This window comes from Streptomyces sp. 8L (assembly GCF_020176795.1).
GTDB lineage: Bacteria > Actinomycetota > Actinomycetes > Streptomycetales > Streptomycetaceae > Streptomyces.
The window spans coordinates 13,861-30,630 of sequence record NZ_JAIUKE010000120.1 but is presented as its reverse complement, the minus strand read 5'-3'; the positions used below and the strand labels follow the sequence as shown (position 1 = coordinate 30,630).

At 71.0% G+C, this 16,770-nt stretch carries 14 protein-coding genes; 10 read left to right on the top strand and 4 right to left on the bottom strand.

Features of this window, described 5'->3' with window-relative positions; genetic code table 11:
• Window positions 1-621: 621 nt before the first annotated feature.
• From LCE31_RS12230 to LCE31_RS12205, 6 genes are all read left to right on the top strand, one after another.
• Window positions 622-1,620, top strand: coding sequence for an ABC transporter permease (locus tag LCE31_RS12230; RefSeq protein WP_225014231.1), 999 nt, complete (start codon window positions 622-624; stop codon window positions 1,618-1,620).
• A 46-nt stretch (window positions 1,621-1,666) separates the two neighbouring features.
• Window positions 1,667-3,427, top strand: coding sequence for an ABC transporter substrate-binding protein (locus LCE31_RS12225; protein ID WP_225014230.1), 1,761 nt, complete (start codon window positions 1,667-1,669; stop codon window positions 3,425-3,427).
• 124 nt (window positions 3,428-3,551) lie between these two features.
• Complete coding sequence (locus LCE31_RS12220) at window positions 3,552-4,562, top strand: ABC transporter permease (RefSeq protein WP_225014229.1); 1,011 nt, start codon at window positions 3,552-3,554, stop codon at window positions 4,560-4,562.
• The gene (locus LCE31_RS12215; RefSeq protein WP_225014228.1) at window positions 4,559-5,638 is read left to right on the top strand and encodes an ABC transporter ATP-binding protein; all 1,080 of its coding nucleotides are present in this window, start codon (window positions 4,559-4,561) and stop codon (window positions 5,636-5,638) included. Before LCE31_RS12220 ends, LCE31_RS12215 begins: the two co-directional genes overlap by 4 nt.
• Window positions 5,635-6,843, top strand: a complete 1,209-nt coding sequence (locus tag LCE31_RS12210; protein ID WP_225014227.1) for an ABC transporter ATP-binding protein — start codon at window positions 5,635-5,637, stop codon at window positions 6,841-6,843. The genes LCE31_RS12215 and LCE31_RS12210 overlap by 4 nt, the downstream gene beginning before the upstream one ends.
• Before the next feature lie 70 nt (window positions 6,844-6,913).
• Entirely contained in the window at window positions 6,914-7,582 is a 669-nt protein-coding gene (locus LCE31_RS12205; RefSeq protein ID WP_225014226.1) for a trimeric intracellular cation channel family protein, read from the top strand.
• A gap of 13 nt (window positions 7,583-7,595) precedes the next feature.
• Here LCE31_RS12205 and LCE31_RS12200 read toward each other — a convergent pair whose 3' ends face one another.
• Complete coding sequence (locus LCE31_RS12200; RefSeq protein ID WP_225014225.1) at window positions 7,596-8,534, bottom strand: GlxA family transcriptional regulator; 939 nt, start codon at window positions 8,532-8,534, stop codon at window positions 7,596-7,598.
• Between the two features lie 224 nt (window positions 8,535-8,758).
• Here LCE31_RS12200 and LCE31_RS12195 point away from each other — a divergent pair, with 224 nt between their 5' ends.
• The 3 genes from LCE31_RS12195 to LCE31_RS12185 all read left to right on the top strand — a co-directional run bounded on the left by LCE31_RS12195 (window position 8,759) and on the right by LCE31_RS12185 (window position 11,772).
• Window positions 8,759-9,451, top strand: a complete 693-nt coding sequence (locus LCE31_RS12195) for a DJ-1/PfpI family protein (protein ID WP_225014224.1) — start codon at window positions 8,759-8,761, stop codon at window positions 9,449-9,451.
• A 190-nt stretch (window positions 9,452-9,641) separates the two neighbouring features.
• Window positions 9,642-10,484, top strand: coding sequence for a thioesterase family protein (locus LCE31_RS12190; RefSeq protein ID WP_225014223.1), 843 nt, complete (start codon window positions 9,642-9,644; stop codon window positions 10,482-10,484).
• 124 nt (window positions 10,485-10,608) lie between these two features.
• Window positions 10,609-11,772: a cysteine desulfurase family protein gene (locus LCE31_RS12185; RefSeq protein WP_225014222.1), complete on the top strand. Its 1,164-nt coding sequence runs from the start codon at window positions 10,609-10,611 to the stop codon at window positions 11,770-11,772.
• Between the two features lie 103 nt (window positions 11,773-11,875).
• Here LCE31_RS12185 and LCE31_RS12180 read toward each other — a convergent pair whose 3' ends face one another.
• Entirely contained in the window at window positions 11,876-12,553 is a 678-nt protein-coding gene (locus LCE31_RS12180) for an N-acetylmuramoyl-L-alanine amidase (protein ID WP_225014221.1), read from the bottom strand.
• 61 nt (window positions 12,554-12,614) lie between these two features.
• On the opposite strand from LCE31_RS12180, the gene mnmA reads away from it, so the two are divergent.
• Window positions 12,615-13,748: a tRNA 2-thiouridine(34) synthase MnmA gene (mnmA, locus tag LCE31_RS12175; protein WP_225014220.1), complete on the top strand. Its 1,134-nt coding sequence runs from the start codon at window positions 12,615-12,617 to the stop codon at window positions 13,746-13,748.
• A gap of 34 nt (window positions 13,749-13,782) precedes the next feature.
• Here the strand turns inward: mnmA and LCE31_RS12170 are convergent, their stop codons facing one another.
• The gene (locus LCE31_RS12170; protein WP_263631745.1) at window positions 13,783-14,925 is read right to left on the bottom strand and encodes an ABC transporter ATP-binding protein; all 1,143 of its coding nucleotides are present in this window, start codon (window positions 14,923-14,925) and stop codon (window positions 13,783-13,785) included.
• Window positions 14,926-15,051: 126 nt separating this feature from the next.
• Window positions 15,052-16,695 (bottom strand): ABC transporter permease, encoded by a 1,644-nt coding sequence (locus LCE31_RS12165; protein ID WP_225014219.1) that lies wholly within the window; start codon window positions 16,693-16,695, stop codon window positions 15,052-15,054.
• Window positions 16,696-16,770 lie beyond the last annotated feature (75 nt).

Sequence of the window (16,770 nt, the reverse complement as noted above, 5' to 3'; positions counted from 1 at the left end):
CACCGGTACTGATCCCCGTCCCGCCGTCGGCTGCGCCGGCCCCGTCCCGAAGTGGCCGGTTGCGCGGGGTGCCCCCCGGCGGTCCCGTCCCGAAGCGGCCGGCTCCGCCTCGCGCCGCCGCCGAACCCCCGTACCGTGCGCGCGGGGTCGCCGCGGAGGCCGCCGAACTCCCCGACGGAGCCGGTGACCACCCGTGCACCGACCGGAAGCGGACCCGCGGGCGAACGCCTGTGCGCGGCTGGTTCCGCCGCCCCGGACAGGGCAGTTGACCTGGGCGGGGATGTCCGGAACATCCGCTGAGCAGTACCCAGCGTCCGTATAACGGAACCCTCCGCGATGCATCACGGTTGGGCAACCATTCCCCGCCAGGACTGGCGACTGATCGAGGACTCGAAGAAGACTCCCACCAGCACGTGGTCCCGCGACGAGGACACCCGAACCGACGGGCGCCGTCCTCACGCTGCCCGGCCCGGTCCCCGCTTCTGCAAGCGGAAGGGGCCACATGCATCATGATGATGATCAGAAGCTGATCAGTGAATCAGCCGCCACAGCGGCGTAGTTCCGCCATGGCGGCGGTCGTGGGCCGGTCACCATCGGCCGAGAAGAGGGGTCTCCAGCGCAATGACGGCACCAATAGAGACCACCAAGTCTGCTGCGAGCGCGCAGCCGGAGGCGGTCCTCGCGGGCGCCGGGAGCCGGCAGATCGAGGGGCGTTCGCTCGGCCGGATCGCCTGGACCCGGCTCAAGCGGGACAAGGTCGCGATGACCGGCGGCGTCATCGTGGTGCTCCTGGTCCTCGTCGCCATCCTGTCGAAGCCGATCCAGGCCGTGTTCGGCCTCGACCCCGACGCCTTCCACCAGAGCCTCGTCGACCCGGTGCTGCTGGCGCCCAAGGGCGGCTTCGGCGGCATCAGCTGGCACCACCCGCTCGGCGTCGAGCCGCAGACGGGCCGCGACATCCTGGCCCGCATCCTCGACGGCTCCTGGGTGTCGCTGCTGGTCGCGGGCGGAGCCACGCTGCTGTCCGTGGTGATCGGCGTGATCATGGGCGTCGTCGCCGGCTTCTACGGCGGCTGGGTGGACAGCGCCATCAGCCGGGTCATGGACACCTTCCTCGCCTTCCCGCTGCTGCTGTTCGCGATCTCCATCTCGGCCACGCTGCAGGGCAAGGCGTTCGGGCTGAGCGGCCTCACGCTCCGCATCGCCGTGCTGATCTTCGTGATCGGCTTCTTCAACTGGCCCTACATGGGCCGCATCGTGCGGGCCCAGACCCTGTCGCTGCGCGAACGCGAGTTCGTCGAGGCGTCCCGGTCGCTCGGCGCCAGAGGCGCGTTCATCCTCTTCCGCGAGCTGCTGCCCAACCTGGTCGCGCCGATCCTCGTCTACGCGACGCTGCTGATCCCCACCAACATCCTGTTCGAGGCATCACTCAGCTATCTGGGCGTCGGCATCGAACCGCCGCAGTCCTCCTGGGGCGGCATGCTCAACCAGGCGACCGACCTGTACCAGGTCGACCCGATGTTCATGGTCATCCCCGGTGTAGCGATCTTCATCACCGTCCTGGCCTTCAATCTGCTGGGGGACGGGCTGCGTGACGCGCTCGACCCCCGTGGCAAGTAAGAGCGGCGTGCCGCACCACCGGACTACCGAGGGGAAACTCCTCACAATGAACAAGAGAAGGACGGCCGCGTCGATCTCCGCGCTGCTGGCGCTGGGACTCGGTGCCTCGGCCTGCGGGGGCGGCGGCTCCAGCGACAACAGCAACAGCGGAGGCGGCTCGGGCAAGGCCGACGCCGCGGTCACCGGTGTCGCCAACCCGACCACCAAGAAGGGCGGGACGGTGACGGCGGAGATCTCCAACGCCCCCGACTCGCTCGACCCGGGCAACACGTACTACGGCTGGGTGCAGAACTTCTCCCGCCTCTACGCGCGTACGCTCCTGACGTTCAAGCCCTCGCCGGGCAAGGACAACCTCCAGGTCGTGCCCGACCTCGCGACGGGCCCCGGCACCGGCAGCAAGGACGCCAAGACCTGGACGTACCACATCCGCAAGGGCGTGAAGTTCCAGGACGGCACCGAGATCACGTCGAAGGACATCAAGTACGGCATCGAGCGCAGCAACTTCGCGCCCGAGGCCCTGTCCAACGGCCCCACGTACTTCAAGACGTATCTCGCGGACGACAGCGGCTACAAGGGTCCCTACAAGGACAAGTCGGCCGACGGCCTGAAGTCGATCGAGACGCCTGACCCGTACACGATCGTCTTCCACCTGAGCAAGCCGTTCGCCGACATGAACTACCTGGCGACGTTCTCGCAGACCGCGCCGGTGGAGCAGAAGTTCGACAAGGGCGCGTCGTACCAGCAGAACATCCAGTCCTCCGGGCCCTACAAGTTCGCCTCGTTCAACGAGAGCACGGGTGCGACGTTCGTCCGCAACCCGGAGTGGGACCCGAAGACGGACCCGATCCGCAAGGCGCTTCCCGACAAGATCAGCCTGAAGTACAACGTCAACCAGACGACGGTCGACGAGCACCTGATCAACGACGACACCACCGTCGACATCCAGGGCACCGGCGTCGCCTCGAAGACCCAGCCCAAGCTCCTGGTCAACCCCAAGGAGAAGGCGCAGACGGACAACCCGTACGCCGGCGCCACGCAGTACCTGGCGCTGGACAACAAGGTCAAGCCGTTCGACAACGTCAACTGCCGCATCGCCGTGCAGTACGCGACGGACAAGGCCGGCATGGTCGACGCGGTCGGCGGCTCCGTGAAGGGCACGCCCGCCACGACCGTCACGCCGCCGACCGTCGCCGGGTACAAGAAGTTCGACCTGTACCCGACGCCCGGCAGCAAGGGTGACGTCGCCAAGGCCAAGCAGTACCTGGCCAAGTGCGGCAAGCCGAACGGCTTCTCCACCACGCTGACCGCGCGCTCCGACCGTCCCGACGAGGTCCAGGCCGCGACCCAGCTCCAGGAGTCGCTGAAGAAGGTCGGCATCAACGCCAGCATCAAGACCTTCCCCTCCGGCAAGTACTTCACGGACTTCGCCGGTGTCCCGGACTGGGTCCACAAGAACAACGCGGGCATGATGATGATGGCGTGGGGCGCCGACTGGCCGACCGGCTACGGCTACCTCGACCAGATCGCCGACGGCCGGGCCATCAAGCCCTCCGGCGGTACGAACCTCTCGGAGCTCAACGACCCCGCGATCAACAGCGAGTTCGACAAGGCCATCGCGACGGTCGACAACACTCAGCGCAACGCCGAGTGGGGCAAGATCGACGAGATGATCATGAAGCAGGGTTCGATCGTCCCGCTCTACTACAAGAAGAACCTGCTCTACCGTCCGACGTCGGCGGCCAACGTCCAGGTGGCCGCGGCATACCTCGGTATGTACGACTACACGACCCTGTCCTCGACCAAGTAGGAGCAGCCGAAGGGGAGTTGCGGCTCCCCCGAGGTGAGGCATCCGAAGCTTTCCCTGAAAGGCAGGTGAAGGCGTCGGGCCGGCCGGGCCCCACCCGGCACGGCCGGTCCGACGCCGCACGGCTGTGGCTGCGTACATCATCCGACGCGTCTTCGCCGCGGTATTGCTGCTGCTGGTGGTCAGCGCAGTCACCTTCGCGATCTTCTATCTCCTCCCGCGTGCCGCCGGGCAGTCCATCGAGTCGATGGCCGCCCAGTACGTCGGCAAGAGTCCCGACCCCACGGTCATCAAGGCCGTTATCAAGAACCTGGGGCTCGACCAGCCGATCTACGAGCAGTACTGGCACTTCATCAAGGGCCTCGTCGCCGGCGCGGACTACAAGTTCGGCCCCGACGCGGCGCACTGCTCCGCGCCCTGCTTCGGCTACTCCTTCAAGACGCACACCGCCGTATGGCCGCAGATCGAGCAGCGCGCCCCGATCACCTTCTCCCTGGCCATCGGTGCCGCGGTGATCTGGCTCGTCACCGGCATCGCGACCGGCATCCTCTCCGCGCTCAAGCGCGGCTCCCTCTGGGACCGCCTCGCGATGGGCATCTCGCTCATGGGCGTCTCGCTCCCCATGTTCTTCACCGGTCTGGTGCTGCTGGCGCTGTTCAGCTTCAACTGGCTCCAGATATGGAACGTGCACTACGTGCCCTTCACCCAGAACCCCGGTGAATGGGCCTGGAACCTGATCCTGCCGTGGGTGTCGCTCGCCTTCCTCTACTCGGCGCTCTACGCCCGGCTCACCCGTGCCGGGATGCTGGAGACCATGGGTGAGGACTACATCAGGACCGCGCGCGCCAAGGGCCTCGTGGAGCGGAAGGTCGTCGTCAAGCACGGCCTGCGCTCCGCGCTCACCCCGCTCATCACGATCTTCGGCATGGACTTCGCGCTGCTGCTCGGCGGCGCCGTCATCACCGAGTCGGTCTTCTCCTTCCAGGGCCTCGGCGCCTACGCGATCCAGGGCGTCACCGGCAACGACCTGCCGATCGTCATGGGCGTGACCCTGCTGACCGCCTTCTTCATCGTTGTCTGCAATCTGCTGGTGGACCTCGTGTACGCCGCGATCGACCCCCGGGTGAGGCTCTCATGAGCGACACGCACAAGGACGCCGCCGAGAAGGAAACGGCCCCGGCGGCCGGCGGGGCGCGGGAGTTCCTCTCGGTACGCGACCTCAAGATCCACTTCGACACCGACGACGGCCTCGTCAAGTCCGTCGACGGCGTCAGCTTCGACCTCAAGGCGGGCGAGACCCTCGGTATCGTCGGCGAGTCCGGCTCCGGCAAGTCCGTCACCTCGCTCGGCGTCATGGGCCTGCACACCTCCGACCGGGCCCGGATATCGGGCGAGATCTGGCTCGACGGCGAGGAGCTGATCGCCGCCGACAAGCAGCGCGTACGCGAGCTCCGCGGCCAGAAGATGGCCATGATCTTCCAGGACCCGCTCTCCGCGCTGCACCCGTACTACTCGGTCGGCTCGCAGATCGTGGAGGCGTACCGGGTCCACAACAAGGTCGACAAGAAGACCGCGAGGAAGCGGGCGGTCGAGATGCTCGACCGGGTCGGGATTCCCGAGCCGGCGCGCCGCTTCAGCGACTACCCGCACCAGTTCTCCGGCGGCATGCGCCAGCGCGCCATGATCGCCATGGCGCTGGTCAACAACCCGCAGCTGCTCATCGCCGACGAGCCGACGACCGCCCTCGACGTCACCGTCCAGGCGCAGATCCTCGACCTCATCCGCGATCTCCAGAAGGAGTTCGGGTCCGCGGTCGTCATCATCACCCACGACCTCGGCGTCGTCGCAGAGATCGCGGACCGCCTCCTCGTCATGTACGCGGGCCGGTGCATCGAACGCGGCACCTCCGACCAGGTCTTCGAGCGCCCCCAGCACCCGTACACCTGGGGTCTGCTGGGATCGATGCCGCGCATCGACCGGGAGCAGACCGACCGGCTCGTGCCGGTCAAGGGCTCGCCGCCCAGCCTCATCAACGTCCCGTCCGGCTGCGCGTTCCACCCGCGCTGCCCGTACGCGGACGTGCCCGCCGACAACATCACCCGCACCGAGCGGCCGGAGCTGCGGGCGGTCACCGGCGACCACTTCTCCGCGTGCCACATGACACGCGAGCAGCGCGAGAAGATCTGGATCGAAGAGATTGCGCCGAAGCTGTGAGTGAACCGACGAAGCAGGCAACGAACGCGGAGCCGGCCGCGCCGGCGGCGGGCTCCTCCCCCGAGCCGCTGCTGCGCGTCACCGACCTGGCCAAGCACTTCCCGATCACCAAGGGTCTGCTGAAGCGCAAGGTCGGCGCGGTCCAGGCGGTCGACGGGCTCTCCTTCGACGTACGGCCGGGCGAGACGCTCGGCGTGGTCGGCGAGTCCGGCTGCGGCAAGTCGACGATGGGCCGGCTCGTCACCCGGCTGCTCGAACCGACCGGCGGCACGGTCGAGTTCGAGGGCCGCGACATCACGCACCTGTCCGCGGGGCAGATGCGGCCGATGCGCCGCGACGTGCAGATGATCTTCCAGGACCCGTACGGCTCGCTGAACCCGCGCCACACCATCGGAGGCATCGTCTCGACCCCCTTCAGGCTCCAGGGCGTCACGCCCGAGGGCGGTGTGAAGAAGGAGGTGCAGCGGCTGCTGGAACTGGTGGGGCTCAACCCCGAGCACTACAACCGGTATCCGCACGAGTTCTCCGGCGGCCAGCGCCAGCGCATCGGCATCGCCCGCGCGCTCGCGCTCAAGCCGAAGCTGGTCGTCGCGGACGAGCCGGTCTCCGCGCTCGACGTGTCGATCCAGGCGCAGGTCGTGAACCTGCTGGACGACCTCCAGAGCGAGCTCGGGCTCACCTATGTGATCATCGCGCACGACCTGTCGGTCATCCGGCACGTCTCCGACCGCATCGCCGTGATGTACCTCGGCAAGATCGTGGAGCTCGCCGACCGCGACGCGCTCTACTCTTCGCCGATGCACCCGTACACCAAGGCGCTGCTGTCCGCGGTGCCCGTGCCGGACCCGAAGCGGCGCGGCGCGAAGAGCGACCGCATCCTGCTCAAGGGCGACGTCCCGTCGCCGATCTCGCCGCCCAGCGGCTGCCGCTTCCACACGCGGTGCTGGAAGGCGACGGAGGTGTGCCGCACGACCGAGCCGCCGCTGATCGAGCTCGCGCCCGGCCACCGCACGGCCTGCCACCACCCGGAGAACGCGCCGGACCAGCAGCCGCAGAACGCTGAAGGCTCTGTGAAGCTGCTCGCCGCACCGGCGAAGACCCCCGCCGTGCCGGAGCAGAAGTCCCCGGGCGGGAAGCCGGGCAAGCCCGGTGAGGCGTCTTCGGACGGAAAGCCGGACGAGCCCGGCACGCCCGGGGAGAAGTGACCCAGGGCCCGCCCGCCGCCGGAGCGTGGTGGCGGCGGGCCCGCGCGGGCCGCACCGGCAGAATTGCCGTGTGGTAGTCGAACTCTTCAAGCCCTCCGTCCAGCATGTGCTCGACCTCGTCGGGATCTTCGTCTTCGCGATCTCCGGCGCCCTGCTCGCCGTCCGCAAGAACTTCGACGTCTTCGGCATGGCGGTGCTCGCCGAGGTCACGGCGCTCGGCGGCGGGCTCTTCCGCGACCTGGTCATCGGCGCCGTCCCGCCCGCCGCCTTCACCGACCTCGGCTACTTCGTGACCCCCTTCGTCGCGACGGCCCTGGTGGTCTTCCTGCACCCGCAGGTCGAACGGATTCAGACCGGGGTCTACGTCTTCGACGCGGCCGGCCTCGGGCTGTTCTGCGTCACCGGCACCACCAAGGCGTACGAGTACGGGCTCGGCCTCACCGCGTCCGCCGCGCTCGGCACCGCGACCGCCGTCGGCGGCGGCGTGCTGCGGGACGTGCTCGCCAACGAGGTGCCCTCGCTGCTGCGCTGGGACCGCGACCTGTACGCGGTACCCGCGATCACCGGCGCGGCCCTGACCGCCGTGTGCATCCACTTCGACGCGTTCAACGCGCTCACCGGCGCGCTGGCCGCGGTGGTCGCCTTCCTCGTACGCCTGCTCGCCATGCGCTACCACTGGCGCGCGCCGCGCGCCTGGCACCGCAGGTCGGAGGCGTCGGAGACGTCCGAGGAGCAGTAGTGGCAGTGGCAGGTCAGCTGAAGGACCTGCGGTAGGTGTGGGGGCTGATCCCCGTGGTGCGCTTGAAGCGGTCGCGGAAGGCGGTGGCGGAACCGAACCCGACCTGGGCGCCGATCCGTTCGACGGAGTGCGCGGTGGTCTCCAGCAGATGCTGCGCCTGGCGCACCCGCGCCCGGTGCAGCCACTGGAGCGGGGTGACCCCGGTCTGGGCGCGGAACCGCCGGATCAGGGTGCGGGTGCTCATTCCGGCCCGGGCGGCGATGTCGGACAGGGCCAGTTCGTGCCCGAGGTTCTCCCGGAGCCAGGCGAGCAGCGGATCGAGTTCGCTCCCCTGCGGGGTGGGGGTGTGCTCGTGGACGATGAACTGCGCCTGGCCGCCCTCGCGTTCGAGGGGCATCACGGAGAGGCGGGCGGCGTCGGCGGCCACCGCCGAGCCGTAGTCGCCGCGGATCATGTGCAGGCACAGGTCGAGGCCGGCCGCCGCGCCCGCGGAGGTCAGGAACTGCCCGTTGTCGACGTACAGGACGTCCGGGTCCACCTCGATCTCCGGATGGGCCGCGGCCAGCAGGTCCGCCACGGCCCAGTGGGTGGTCGCGCGCAGGCCGTCGAGCAGACCGGTGGCGGCGAACGGGAACGCGCCGGAGCAGATGGAGGCGATCCGGGTGCCCCTCCCGGCCGCCGCGCGCAGCGCGGTACGGACGGCCGGGGGCAGCGGGGCCGCCGAGTCGTCGGTGCCGGGCACGATGACCGTGTCGGCGGTGCCCAGCGCGTCGAGCCCCCAGGGCGCGTGCAGCGTGAAGGTGCCCGCGTCGACGCGGGGCCGTTCGGCGCACACCCGCACCCGGTAGCCCGGCCGCCCGTCGGGCAGGCGCGTGCGGGTGAAGACCTCGATCGGGGTGGACAGGTCGAACGGGATCACCCGGTCCAGCGCGAGAACGGCCACGGTGTGCATGGCGGGAACGTACCTCGCCGCACGGCCCCGCGTCAGGGCTCCCGTCCCCGGGACGACGGCCCTCCGGCCACCTCACGCAACCTCTCTCCTGCTCTCTTCTCTTGTTGGCGATATCCCGTTGAAAGGTGTCACTCGCGCCACTGGGGCCCTGGCAGGTACGCGCATAGCGTCGTCGGGAGCGGGCCGGCCGGAGCCGGTCTCCCTCAGCCAGGAAAGGAAGCTCCATGCACGCCCAGATCGTCCTGTTCGACGGCTTCGATCCGCTGGATGTCGTCGCCCCCTACGAAGTGCTCTACGCGGGCGGCACCGCCTCCGGCGGCGGGGTGAGCGTGGAACTGGTGTCCGCCGAGGGCGCCCGTGACGTGGTCAGCGGGACGGGCGGCCTGGCCCTGCGGGCGACGGCCGCACTCGACCCGGGCCGTGCGGGCCTGATCCTGGTCCCGGGGGCCTCGGGCCGCGTCGGCGAGCCCGGTGAGACGCCCGGCCTTGCGGCGGGGGAGGACGGTGACGGGCGGCGGGACGAGTTCATCACCGTGCTGCTCGGCCGCACCCTGACCACCGACCTGCCGGTACTGCTGAAGTCCGCGATGGCCAACGAGCGGGTCACGGTCAGCACGGTGTGCGGCGGTTCCCTGGTGCTCGCCATGGCCGGCCTCCTTGAGGGGCGTTACGCCACGACGCACCACCTGGGTCTCGACACGCTCGACGCCGCGGGTGCCCACTCCGTGCGCGCCCGTGTCGTCGACGACGGCGACTTCGTCAGCGGCGCCGGCGTCACCTCCGGCCTCGATCTCAGCCTCTACCTGCTGGAACGCGAGGTGGGCCCGAAGATCGCCCACGCCGTGGAGGAACTGTTCGCCCACGAGCGCAGGGGCACCGTCTGGCGCCACCAGGGCCCGAGCGCCACGGCCTTCTGAGACACACCGCCCTGCCGGGCGGGCCGTGATCGCGGGGAGAGGCCGGGAGGGCGCGGCCGTGAGCGGGGGGAGGACGCCGGGAGGGCACGGCCGTGAGCGAGGGGAGGACGCCGGGAGGGGCCGGCGCGGAGGCGAGTGAAGGGGACCCGGGCTAAGCGACCGGTCAGTAGCCGGCGGTACCGTAGAGCCCATGGCACAGGTATCCATGGACAGCGAGTTCGACCGCGACACCGCCGTCACTTCGCGTTCTCCCGGCGTCCACACAGCGCAGCTGTCGCCGGGCTGGTCCATTCTCAAAGCCCTCAACGGCGGCTACGTGCTCGCCGTCGTCGGCCGCGCCCTCCGTCAGGCGCTGCCCCACCCGGACCCGTTCACCGTCTCCGCCCATTTCCTCACGCCCTCCCGCCCGGGACCCGCCGAGATCCGCACCGAGACGGTGCGCGCCGGGCGGACCGTGTCCACCGGCCAGGCCGCGCTCGTGCAGTTCGCCGACGACGGCGGCGAGGTCGAGCGGGTGCGCGTGCTCGCCACGTACGGGGACCTCGGCGCCCTCACCGACGAGGTGCGCACCAGCGCCAAGCCGCCCGCCATGCCGCCGTTCGAGGAGTGCTACGGCAGCTCGGACGGGCCCACCGACGCCTTCGGCGACAGCTCGACGCTGCTCGACCGGCTCGACGTCCGCATGGACCCGGCCACCAGCGGCTGGGCTCTCGGCAAGCCGACCGGGACCGGCGAGCTGCGCGGCTGGTTCGCCCTCGCCGACGGCCGGGCGCCCGACCCGCTGTCCCTGCTGCTCGCCGTGGACGCGCTGCCGCCCGCCGCCTTCGACCTCGGCATCACCGGCTGGACGCCCACCGTCGAACTGACCGTGCACGTACGGGCGAGGCCCGCGCCCGGACCGCTCCGTGTGGCCCTCGCCACCCGCAACCTCGCGGGGGGCTTCCTGGAGGAGGACGCGGAGGTCTGGGACAGCGCCGACCGGCTGGTGGCGCAGTCCAGGCAGCTCGCCCGCGCCCCGCGCCCGCACGACTGATCCCGCAGGCCCCGGCCGGCCCGCGTCCGGCGCGGAATGCGCGGGAAGAAACCGGAGTGTGCCACCGGTTGGCTGGGTACCGATGCGCGTGCAGCGTTTCCCGGCTCGTAGAATCAGGCCCACCATGGCATACCTCGACCACGCCGCGACCACTCCCATGCTGCCGGAGGCGATCGAGGCGATGACCGCCCAGCTGCGCCTCACCGGCAACGCCTCCTCGCTGCACGCGGCGGGCCGCCGGGCCCGGCGCACGGTCGAGGAGGCACGGGAGACCCTGGGCGCCGCCCTCGGCGCCCGGCCCAGCGAGATCGTCTTCACCTCAGGCGGCACCGAGGCGGACAACCTCGCGCTCAAGGGCCTGTTCTGGTCACGCCGCGCCGCCGACCCGGCCAGGACGCGGGTCCTCGCGAGCCCCGTCGAGCACCACGCCGTGCTGGACACCGTCGACTGGCTCGGGGAGCACGAGGGGGCCACCGTCGAGTACCTGCCGGTCGACCGGTACGGGCGGGTCGCCCCCGAGGCCCTGCGCGAGGCCGTCGAACGCGGCCCCGACGACGTCGCGCTGATCACCGTCATGTGGGCCAACAACGAGATCGGGACCGTACTGCCGGTGCCCGAGCTCGCGGAGATCGCGGCCGAGTACGGCATCCCGCTGCACTCCGACGCCGTCCAGGCCTTCGGGCAGGTTCCCCTCGACTTCGGCGCGTCCGGCTGCGCCGCGATGACCGTCTCCGCGCACAAGATCGGCGGGCCGTACGGGATCGGCGCACTGCTGCTCGGCCGGGACCACAAGCCGGTTCCCGTGCTGCACGGCGGGGGGCAGGAGCGCCAGGTGCGCTCCGGCACGCTCGACGTGCCCGCCATCGCGTCCTTCGCCGTGGCCGCGCGCCTCGCCGCCGAGCGGCGCGAGGCCTTCGCCCGCGAGGTCGGCGTCCTGCGCGACGAGCTGATCGACGCCGTACGCACGGCCGTGCCCGACGCGGTGCTCGGCGGCGATCCCGCGGAGCGGCTGCCCGCCAACGCGCACTTCTCCTTCCCCGGCTGCGAGGGCGACTCGCTGCTCCTGCTGCTCGACGCCCAGGGCATCGAGTGCTCCACCGGCTCCGCCTGCACGGCCGGGATCGCCCAGCCCAGCCATGTCGTCCTGGCCACCGGCCACGATCCGGACCTGGCGCGCGGCACCCTGCGCTTCTCGCTCGGCCACACCTCCACCCGCGCCGACGTTGCCGCGGTCGCCGCCGCCATCGGCCCGGCGGTCGAGCGTGCCAGGGGCGCCGGCCTGAGCTGACCATGGCCGCCGTGACCATGGGCGCCCGCCTGAGCTGACCGGCCGCCGCGAGCGCCCGCCGCGTACGCGATGTCCCGCCGACGAAGGCCCCGTGAGCTGAGCGTCAGGCGCGCCGGCTGCCCGCCGTCCCCCGGGCCTCGCCCACCAGCCTCATGTACCGCTCCCAGTCCCAGAAGCGGCCCGGGTCGGTGTGGTCCGTGCCCGGCACCTCCACGTGCCCGATGATGTGCCGCCGGTCCACCGGTATCCCGTACCGGTGGCAGACGTCCGCCGTGAGCCGCGCCGACTGCGCGTACATCGCGTCCGTGAAGTCCTGCGGCCGGGTCACGAAGCCCTCGTGCTCGATGCCGACGCTGTGGTTGTTGTACCAGCGGTTGCCCGCGTGGAACGCCACGTCCAGCTCCCGGATCATCTGCGTGACCTGCCCGTTCTGCCGGACGACATAGTGCGAGGCCGCCACGTGGCGCGGGTCCTCGAAGAGGCGCACCGTCGTCGCGTAGTCCGCCTGCGTCACATGGATGACCACGAGCTCCACGGGGAAGTCCGCCGGGCGGTCGGCGACCCGGTAGTTCCCGGGGGAGGCGGCGACCCAGAGCGCGTCCGTGAAATCAGGGTGGCCGGGCGCCCGGGAGCGGGGTGCCCGCGCGGAACCCGGCCGCGACAGCTCCTCGCCCAGCGCGATCGCGCCGCCCAGCAGGGCAAGGCCGCCGCCGATCAGCATCGCGCGGCGGCGCGGTGTCGCGCCCTCGCCGCCCCAGGCCGCGGATGTCATCCGTCCCATGCCGGGCACAACGCATATCCGCGCGAGCCCCATTCCCCGGGGCACGTACCCTGGGAGCGCTATGACTGACAACTCGCAGCGCCGCCCCCTCCGTGTCCTCGCCGCCATGTCCGGCGGAGTCGATTCCGCCGTCGCCGCCGCGCGTGCCGCGGAAGCCGGGCACGACGTCACGGGCGTGCATCTGGCCCTGTCCGAAAACCCCCAGTCGTTCCGCACCGGCGCGCGCGGCTGCTGCACCATCGAGGACTCGCGCGACGCCCGGCGCGCCGCCGACGTCATCGGCATCCCCTTCTACGTGTGGGATCTCGCCGAGCGCTTCCGCGAGGACGTCGTGGACGACTTCGTCGCGGAGTACGAGGCGGGGCGCACGCCCAACCCGTGCCTGCGGTGCAACGAGAAGATCAAGTTCGCGGCGCTGCTCGACAAGGCGCTCGCCCTCGGCTTCGACGCGGTGTGCACGGGCCACTACGCGACCGTCCTCACCCGCGTGGACGGCACCCGCGAGCTGCACCGCGCCAGCGACCTGGCGAAGGACCAGTCGTACGTGCTCGGCGTGCTGGACGAGCGGCAGCTCGCCCACGCCATGTTCCCGCTCGGCGACACGCTCACCACCAAGGACGAGATCCGCGCCGAGGCCGAGCGGCGCGGCCTGGCGGTGGCGAAGAAGCCCGACAGCCACGACATCTGCTTCATCGCCGACGGCGACACCCAGGGCTTCCTGGCCCGGCGCCTCGGTGCGGCGGAGGGCGACATCGTCGACGAGTCGGGCGCGAAGGTCGGTACGCACGACGGCGCGTTCGGCTTCACCATCGGCCAGCGCAAGGGCCTGCGCATCGGCCACCCGGCGGCGGACGGCAAGCCGCGCTACGTGCTGGACATCTCCCCGGTCGACAACACGGTCACCGTCGGCCCGGCCGCCGCGCTCGACGTCACGGCCCTCACCGCGATCAGGCCCCGCTGGTGCGGTGCCGCCCCCACAGGACCCGGCACCTACACGGCGCAGCTGAGGGCGCACGGCGGCGAGGCCGTGGCGACGGCCGAACTCACGGACGGCACCCTGCAGGTGACCTTCCCCGAGCCGGTGCGCGGCGTCGCGCCCGGTCAGGCGATCGTGCTGTACGACGGCACGCGCGTGGTCGGCTCCGCCACGATCGCGACGACCCGGCGCCGGGACCTGGCGGCGACGGCGCACTGAGTACGGGCGGGGCGGGCCGCGCGGGCCCGGTCCCTCAACCCGCCGGTACGAGCGTGACCTTCGCCGGGTCCGCCGTCAGATGGACCCGGGTGCCCGGCTCGACGGACTGGGCCGGGTTGGACCGTGTCCGGATCTCCAGCGAGCCCACGCGCACCACATGGTCGACGGAATCGCCGAGGAACGCCCGGCCCACGACCTCGCCCGCCCACTGGTTGACCGCGTCCGGGTGCGGGTCCGTGGCCAGCGAGAGCGCCTCGGGCCTGATCGAGAGCAGCACCTCGGAGCCGACGCCCGGCCGGGTGGCCGCGCCCCGGCACAGCAGGCGGCCGTCCGCCGTGTCCACGCGGACCTCGTCGCCGTCCGCCGAGGCGACCACGCCCCGCACGAAGTTGGACGTCCCGATGAACTCGGCGACGAACCTCGTCGCGGGGCCCGCGTAGATCTCGCGCGGCGTGCCGATCTGCTCCACGCGACCCGCGTTCATCACGGCGATCCGGCTCGACATCACCAGCGCCTCCGACTGGTCGTGCGTGACATAGATCGCCGTGAGGCCCAACTCCCTCTGAAGGCGCTTCAGTTCGAACCGCATGGACTCGCGCAGCTTCGCGTCGAGGTTCGACAGCGGCTCGTCGAGCAGCATCACCTCCGGCTGGATCACCAGCGCGCGGGCGAGCGCGAGGCGCTGCTGCTGGCCGCCGGACAGCTTCGTCGCGCTCCGGTCCGCGTACGCGCCGAGCTCGGTGACCTCCAGCATCCGGTGGACCCTGCGGCCGATCTCCTCGCGGGAGGGGCGCCTGGACGACGGCAGGATGTCGAGCGGGAACGACACGTTCTTCGCGACGGTCATGTGCGGCCAGATCGCGTACGACTGGAACACCATGCCCAACTCGCGCCTGTTCGCGGGCACGTTGACACCACGGGCCGCGTCGAAGAGGACGCGCTGCGACAGCGCGATCGTGCCGCCGTCCGGCCGTTCGAGACCGGCGACCGAGCGCAGGGTGGTGGTCTTCCCGCAGCCGGAGGGGCCCAGCAGGGTGAAGAGCTCACCGTCCTGGACCTCGAAGCTGACGCCGCCCACGGCGAACACCCGGCCGCCGCCTGCGGGCTCCGCCGCACCGCCCCGGCCCCTGCCACGCGCGCCGCCGTAACTCTTCACGAGGTTGTCCACAGTCAACATGTCAGGTCCTTCACACTGTTGTGCCGGTCGTGGCTGGTCGTGCCAGGTCGTTGAAGCGGGCCGGGCACACCGGATCGGGACGGGCCGCACCCGGGCCGCACCCCGGCCCCGGCGGGCCCCGCGGAACTACCGGGGCGGGTCCGACTGGACGCCGAAGCGCGCGCCGAGCCGTTGGGCGATCAGGACAAGCACGACGAGCAGTGCCACCATCAGCACGCCGATCGCGGCGAGCGTGGTGAGCCGGCCGTTCTCGAACTGCTCCCAGATCAGCACCGAGAGCACCTCCGTGCCCGGGCTGTAGAGCAGGATCGTGCTGGACAGCTCCCGGAACGACACCACCAGGATGTAGATCCACCCGGCGACGAGCCCGCTGCTCGCGAGCGGCACCAGGATGCGCCGGAACATCTGCCACCACGAGGCGCCGAACACCATCGCGGACTCCTCCAGCTCCTTCGACATCTGCGTCATCGCGGAGGACGCGTACCGCATCCCGTACGGCAGGTAGCGGGTGCAGTACGAGATCAGCAGGATGCCGAGCGTGCCGTAGATCGGCAGCGGTACGCGCAGGTACACGAAGGACAGCGCGAGGCCCAGCACCAGGCCGGGGATGACGATCGGGGTGAACGCGAGCAGGTCGAGCAGGCGCCTGCCCGGGATGCGGGTGCGCACCACGGCCCACGACACGATCGCCGCGAGCAGCATCACGACAGTCGCCGCGCCGACGCCGAGCAGCACCGAGTTCTTCAGCGCGGTCGCCGCGATCGGCAGCCGCAGCACCTCGGAGTAGTTGCTCAGGGACATCCCGCGCAGCGCCTTCAGCGACGGCTGGGCGTACGACTTCAGCAGCGACGCGTACACCAGCACACCGACCGGCAGGACGACCGTGACCACGAAGTACACCACGACGCCCGCGCCCACCCAGGGCCTGGCGCGGCCCAGTTCGACCGGCTGCGGCCGGAACGCCTTGCCGGTGACCGTCGCGTGGCCGCCCCGCCGCTGGAGCCACGAGGCGAGCAGCACCCCCGCCGCCGCGATCACCAGCAGCCCCACCGCGTACGCGCCCGCGCTGCCGTAGTCGACGGGGAACGCCCGCAGCACGAAGTAGATGCGGGAGGTGAACACGTAGATGCCGTTCTGGAGGCCCAGCAGGCCCGGCACCTCGAAGCTCTCCAGCGACTGCACGAACATCAGCAGCGCCGCCGAGACCAGCGCGGGGCGCAGCAGGGGGAGCGTGATCCGGCGCAGGATCGCCGCGCGCGATGCGCCGGACATGGCGGCGGACTCCTCCAGCGAGGGGTCCATGCCGCGGAAGGCGGCCACCATCAACAGGAAGGCCACCGGCGCCAGATGCAGGCCCTGCACCCAGATCATGCCCCACAGCGAATACACGTCGACCGGGCTCGACCCGAACACCGGCTTGAAGAAAAGGGTGTTGACGAGACCGATGGACGGGTCGCCGAGGAAGATCCAGGCCGCCGCGTACAGGATGCCCGGCACGATCAGCGGCACGAGCGAGGCGGCGAACAGCAGGCCCTTGAACGGGATGTCGGTGCGCACCTGGAGATACGCCAGGGTGGCCCCGACCACGAGCGCGAACGCCGCGGAACCCATCGCGAAGGCGAGGGAGTTGAGCATCATCGTGCCGGCCTGCGAACCGGCGCCGTAGGCGCGTCCGAAGGCCCGGAACGACAGCTCGCTCCTGCTGCCGATGAATGTGTCGTGCAGCAGGAACCCGAGCGGGACGACGGCGAGGTAGCCGACGACCATCATGGCGCCGCCGACGATGAGGACCTGCGCGTTGAACCGGCCGCGCAGCCGTGCGAACGGGCGTGGCGGGCCGCCGGA

Bases quoted from the DNA above. Each gene is read 5' to 3' on its own strand.
- LCE31_RS12190 (WP_225014223.1), top strand. From the start codon at position 9,642: ATGGCACAGGTATCCATGGACAGCGAGTTCGACCGCGACACCGCCGTC.
- LCE31_RS12200 (WP_225014225.1), bottom strand. From the start codon at position 8,534: ATGCACACCGTGGCCGTTCTCGCGCTGGACCGGGTGATCCCGTTCGAC.
- LCE31_RS12165 (WP_225014219.1), bottom strand. From the start codon at position 16,695: ATGATGGTCGTCGGCTACCTCGCCGTCGTCCCGCTCGGGTTCCTGCTG.
- mnmA (WP_225014220.1), top strand. From the start codon at position 12,615: ATGACTGACAACTCGCAGCGCCGCCCCCTCCGTGTCCTCGCCGCCATG.
- LCE31_RS12180 (WP_225014221.1), bottom strand. From the start codon at position 12,553: ATGGGACGGATGACATCCGCGGCCTGGGGCGGCGAGGGCGCGACACCG.
- LCE31_RS12195 (WP_225014224.1), top strand. From the start codon at position 8,759: ATGCACGCCCAGATCGTCCTGTTCGACGGCTTCGATCCGCTGGATGTC.
- LCE31_RS12230 (WP_225014231.1), top strand. From the start codon at position 622: ATGACGGCACCAATAGAGACCACCAAGTCTGCTGCGAGCGCGCAGCCG.
- LCE31_RS12170 (WP_263631745.1), bottom strand. From the start codon at position 14,925: ATGTTGACTGTGGACAACCTCGTGAAGAGTTACGGCGGCGCGCGTGGC.
- LCE31_RS12225 (WP_225014230.1), top strand. From the start codon at position 1,667: ATGAACAAGAGAAGGACGGCCGCGTCGATCTCCGCGCTGCTGGCGCTG.
- LCE31_RS12215 (WP_225014228.1), top strand. From the start codon at position 4,559: ATGAGCGACACGCACAAGGACGCCGCCGAGAAGGAAACGGCCCCGGCG.
- LCE31_RS12185 (WP_225014222.1), top strand. From the start codon at position 10,609: ATGGCATACCTCGACCACGCCGCGACCACTCCCATGCTGCCGGAGGCG.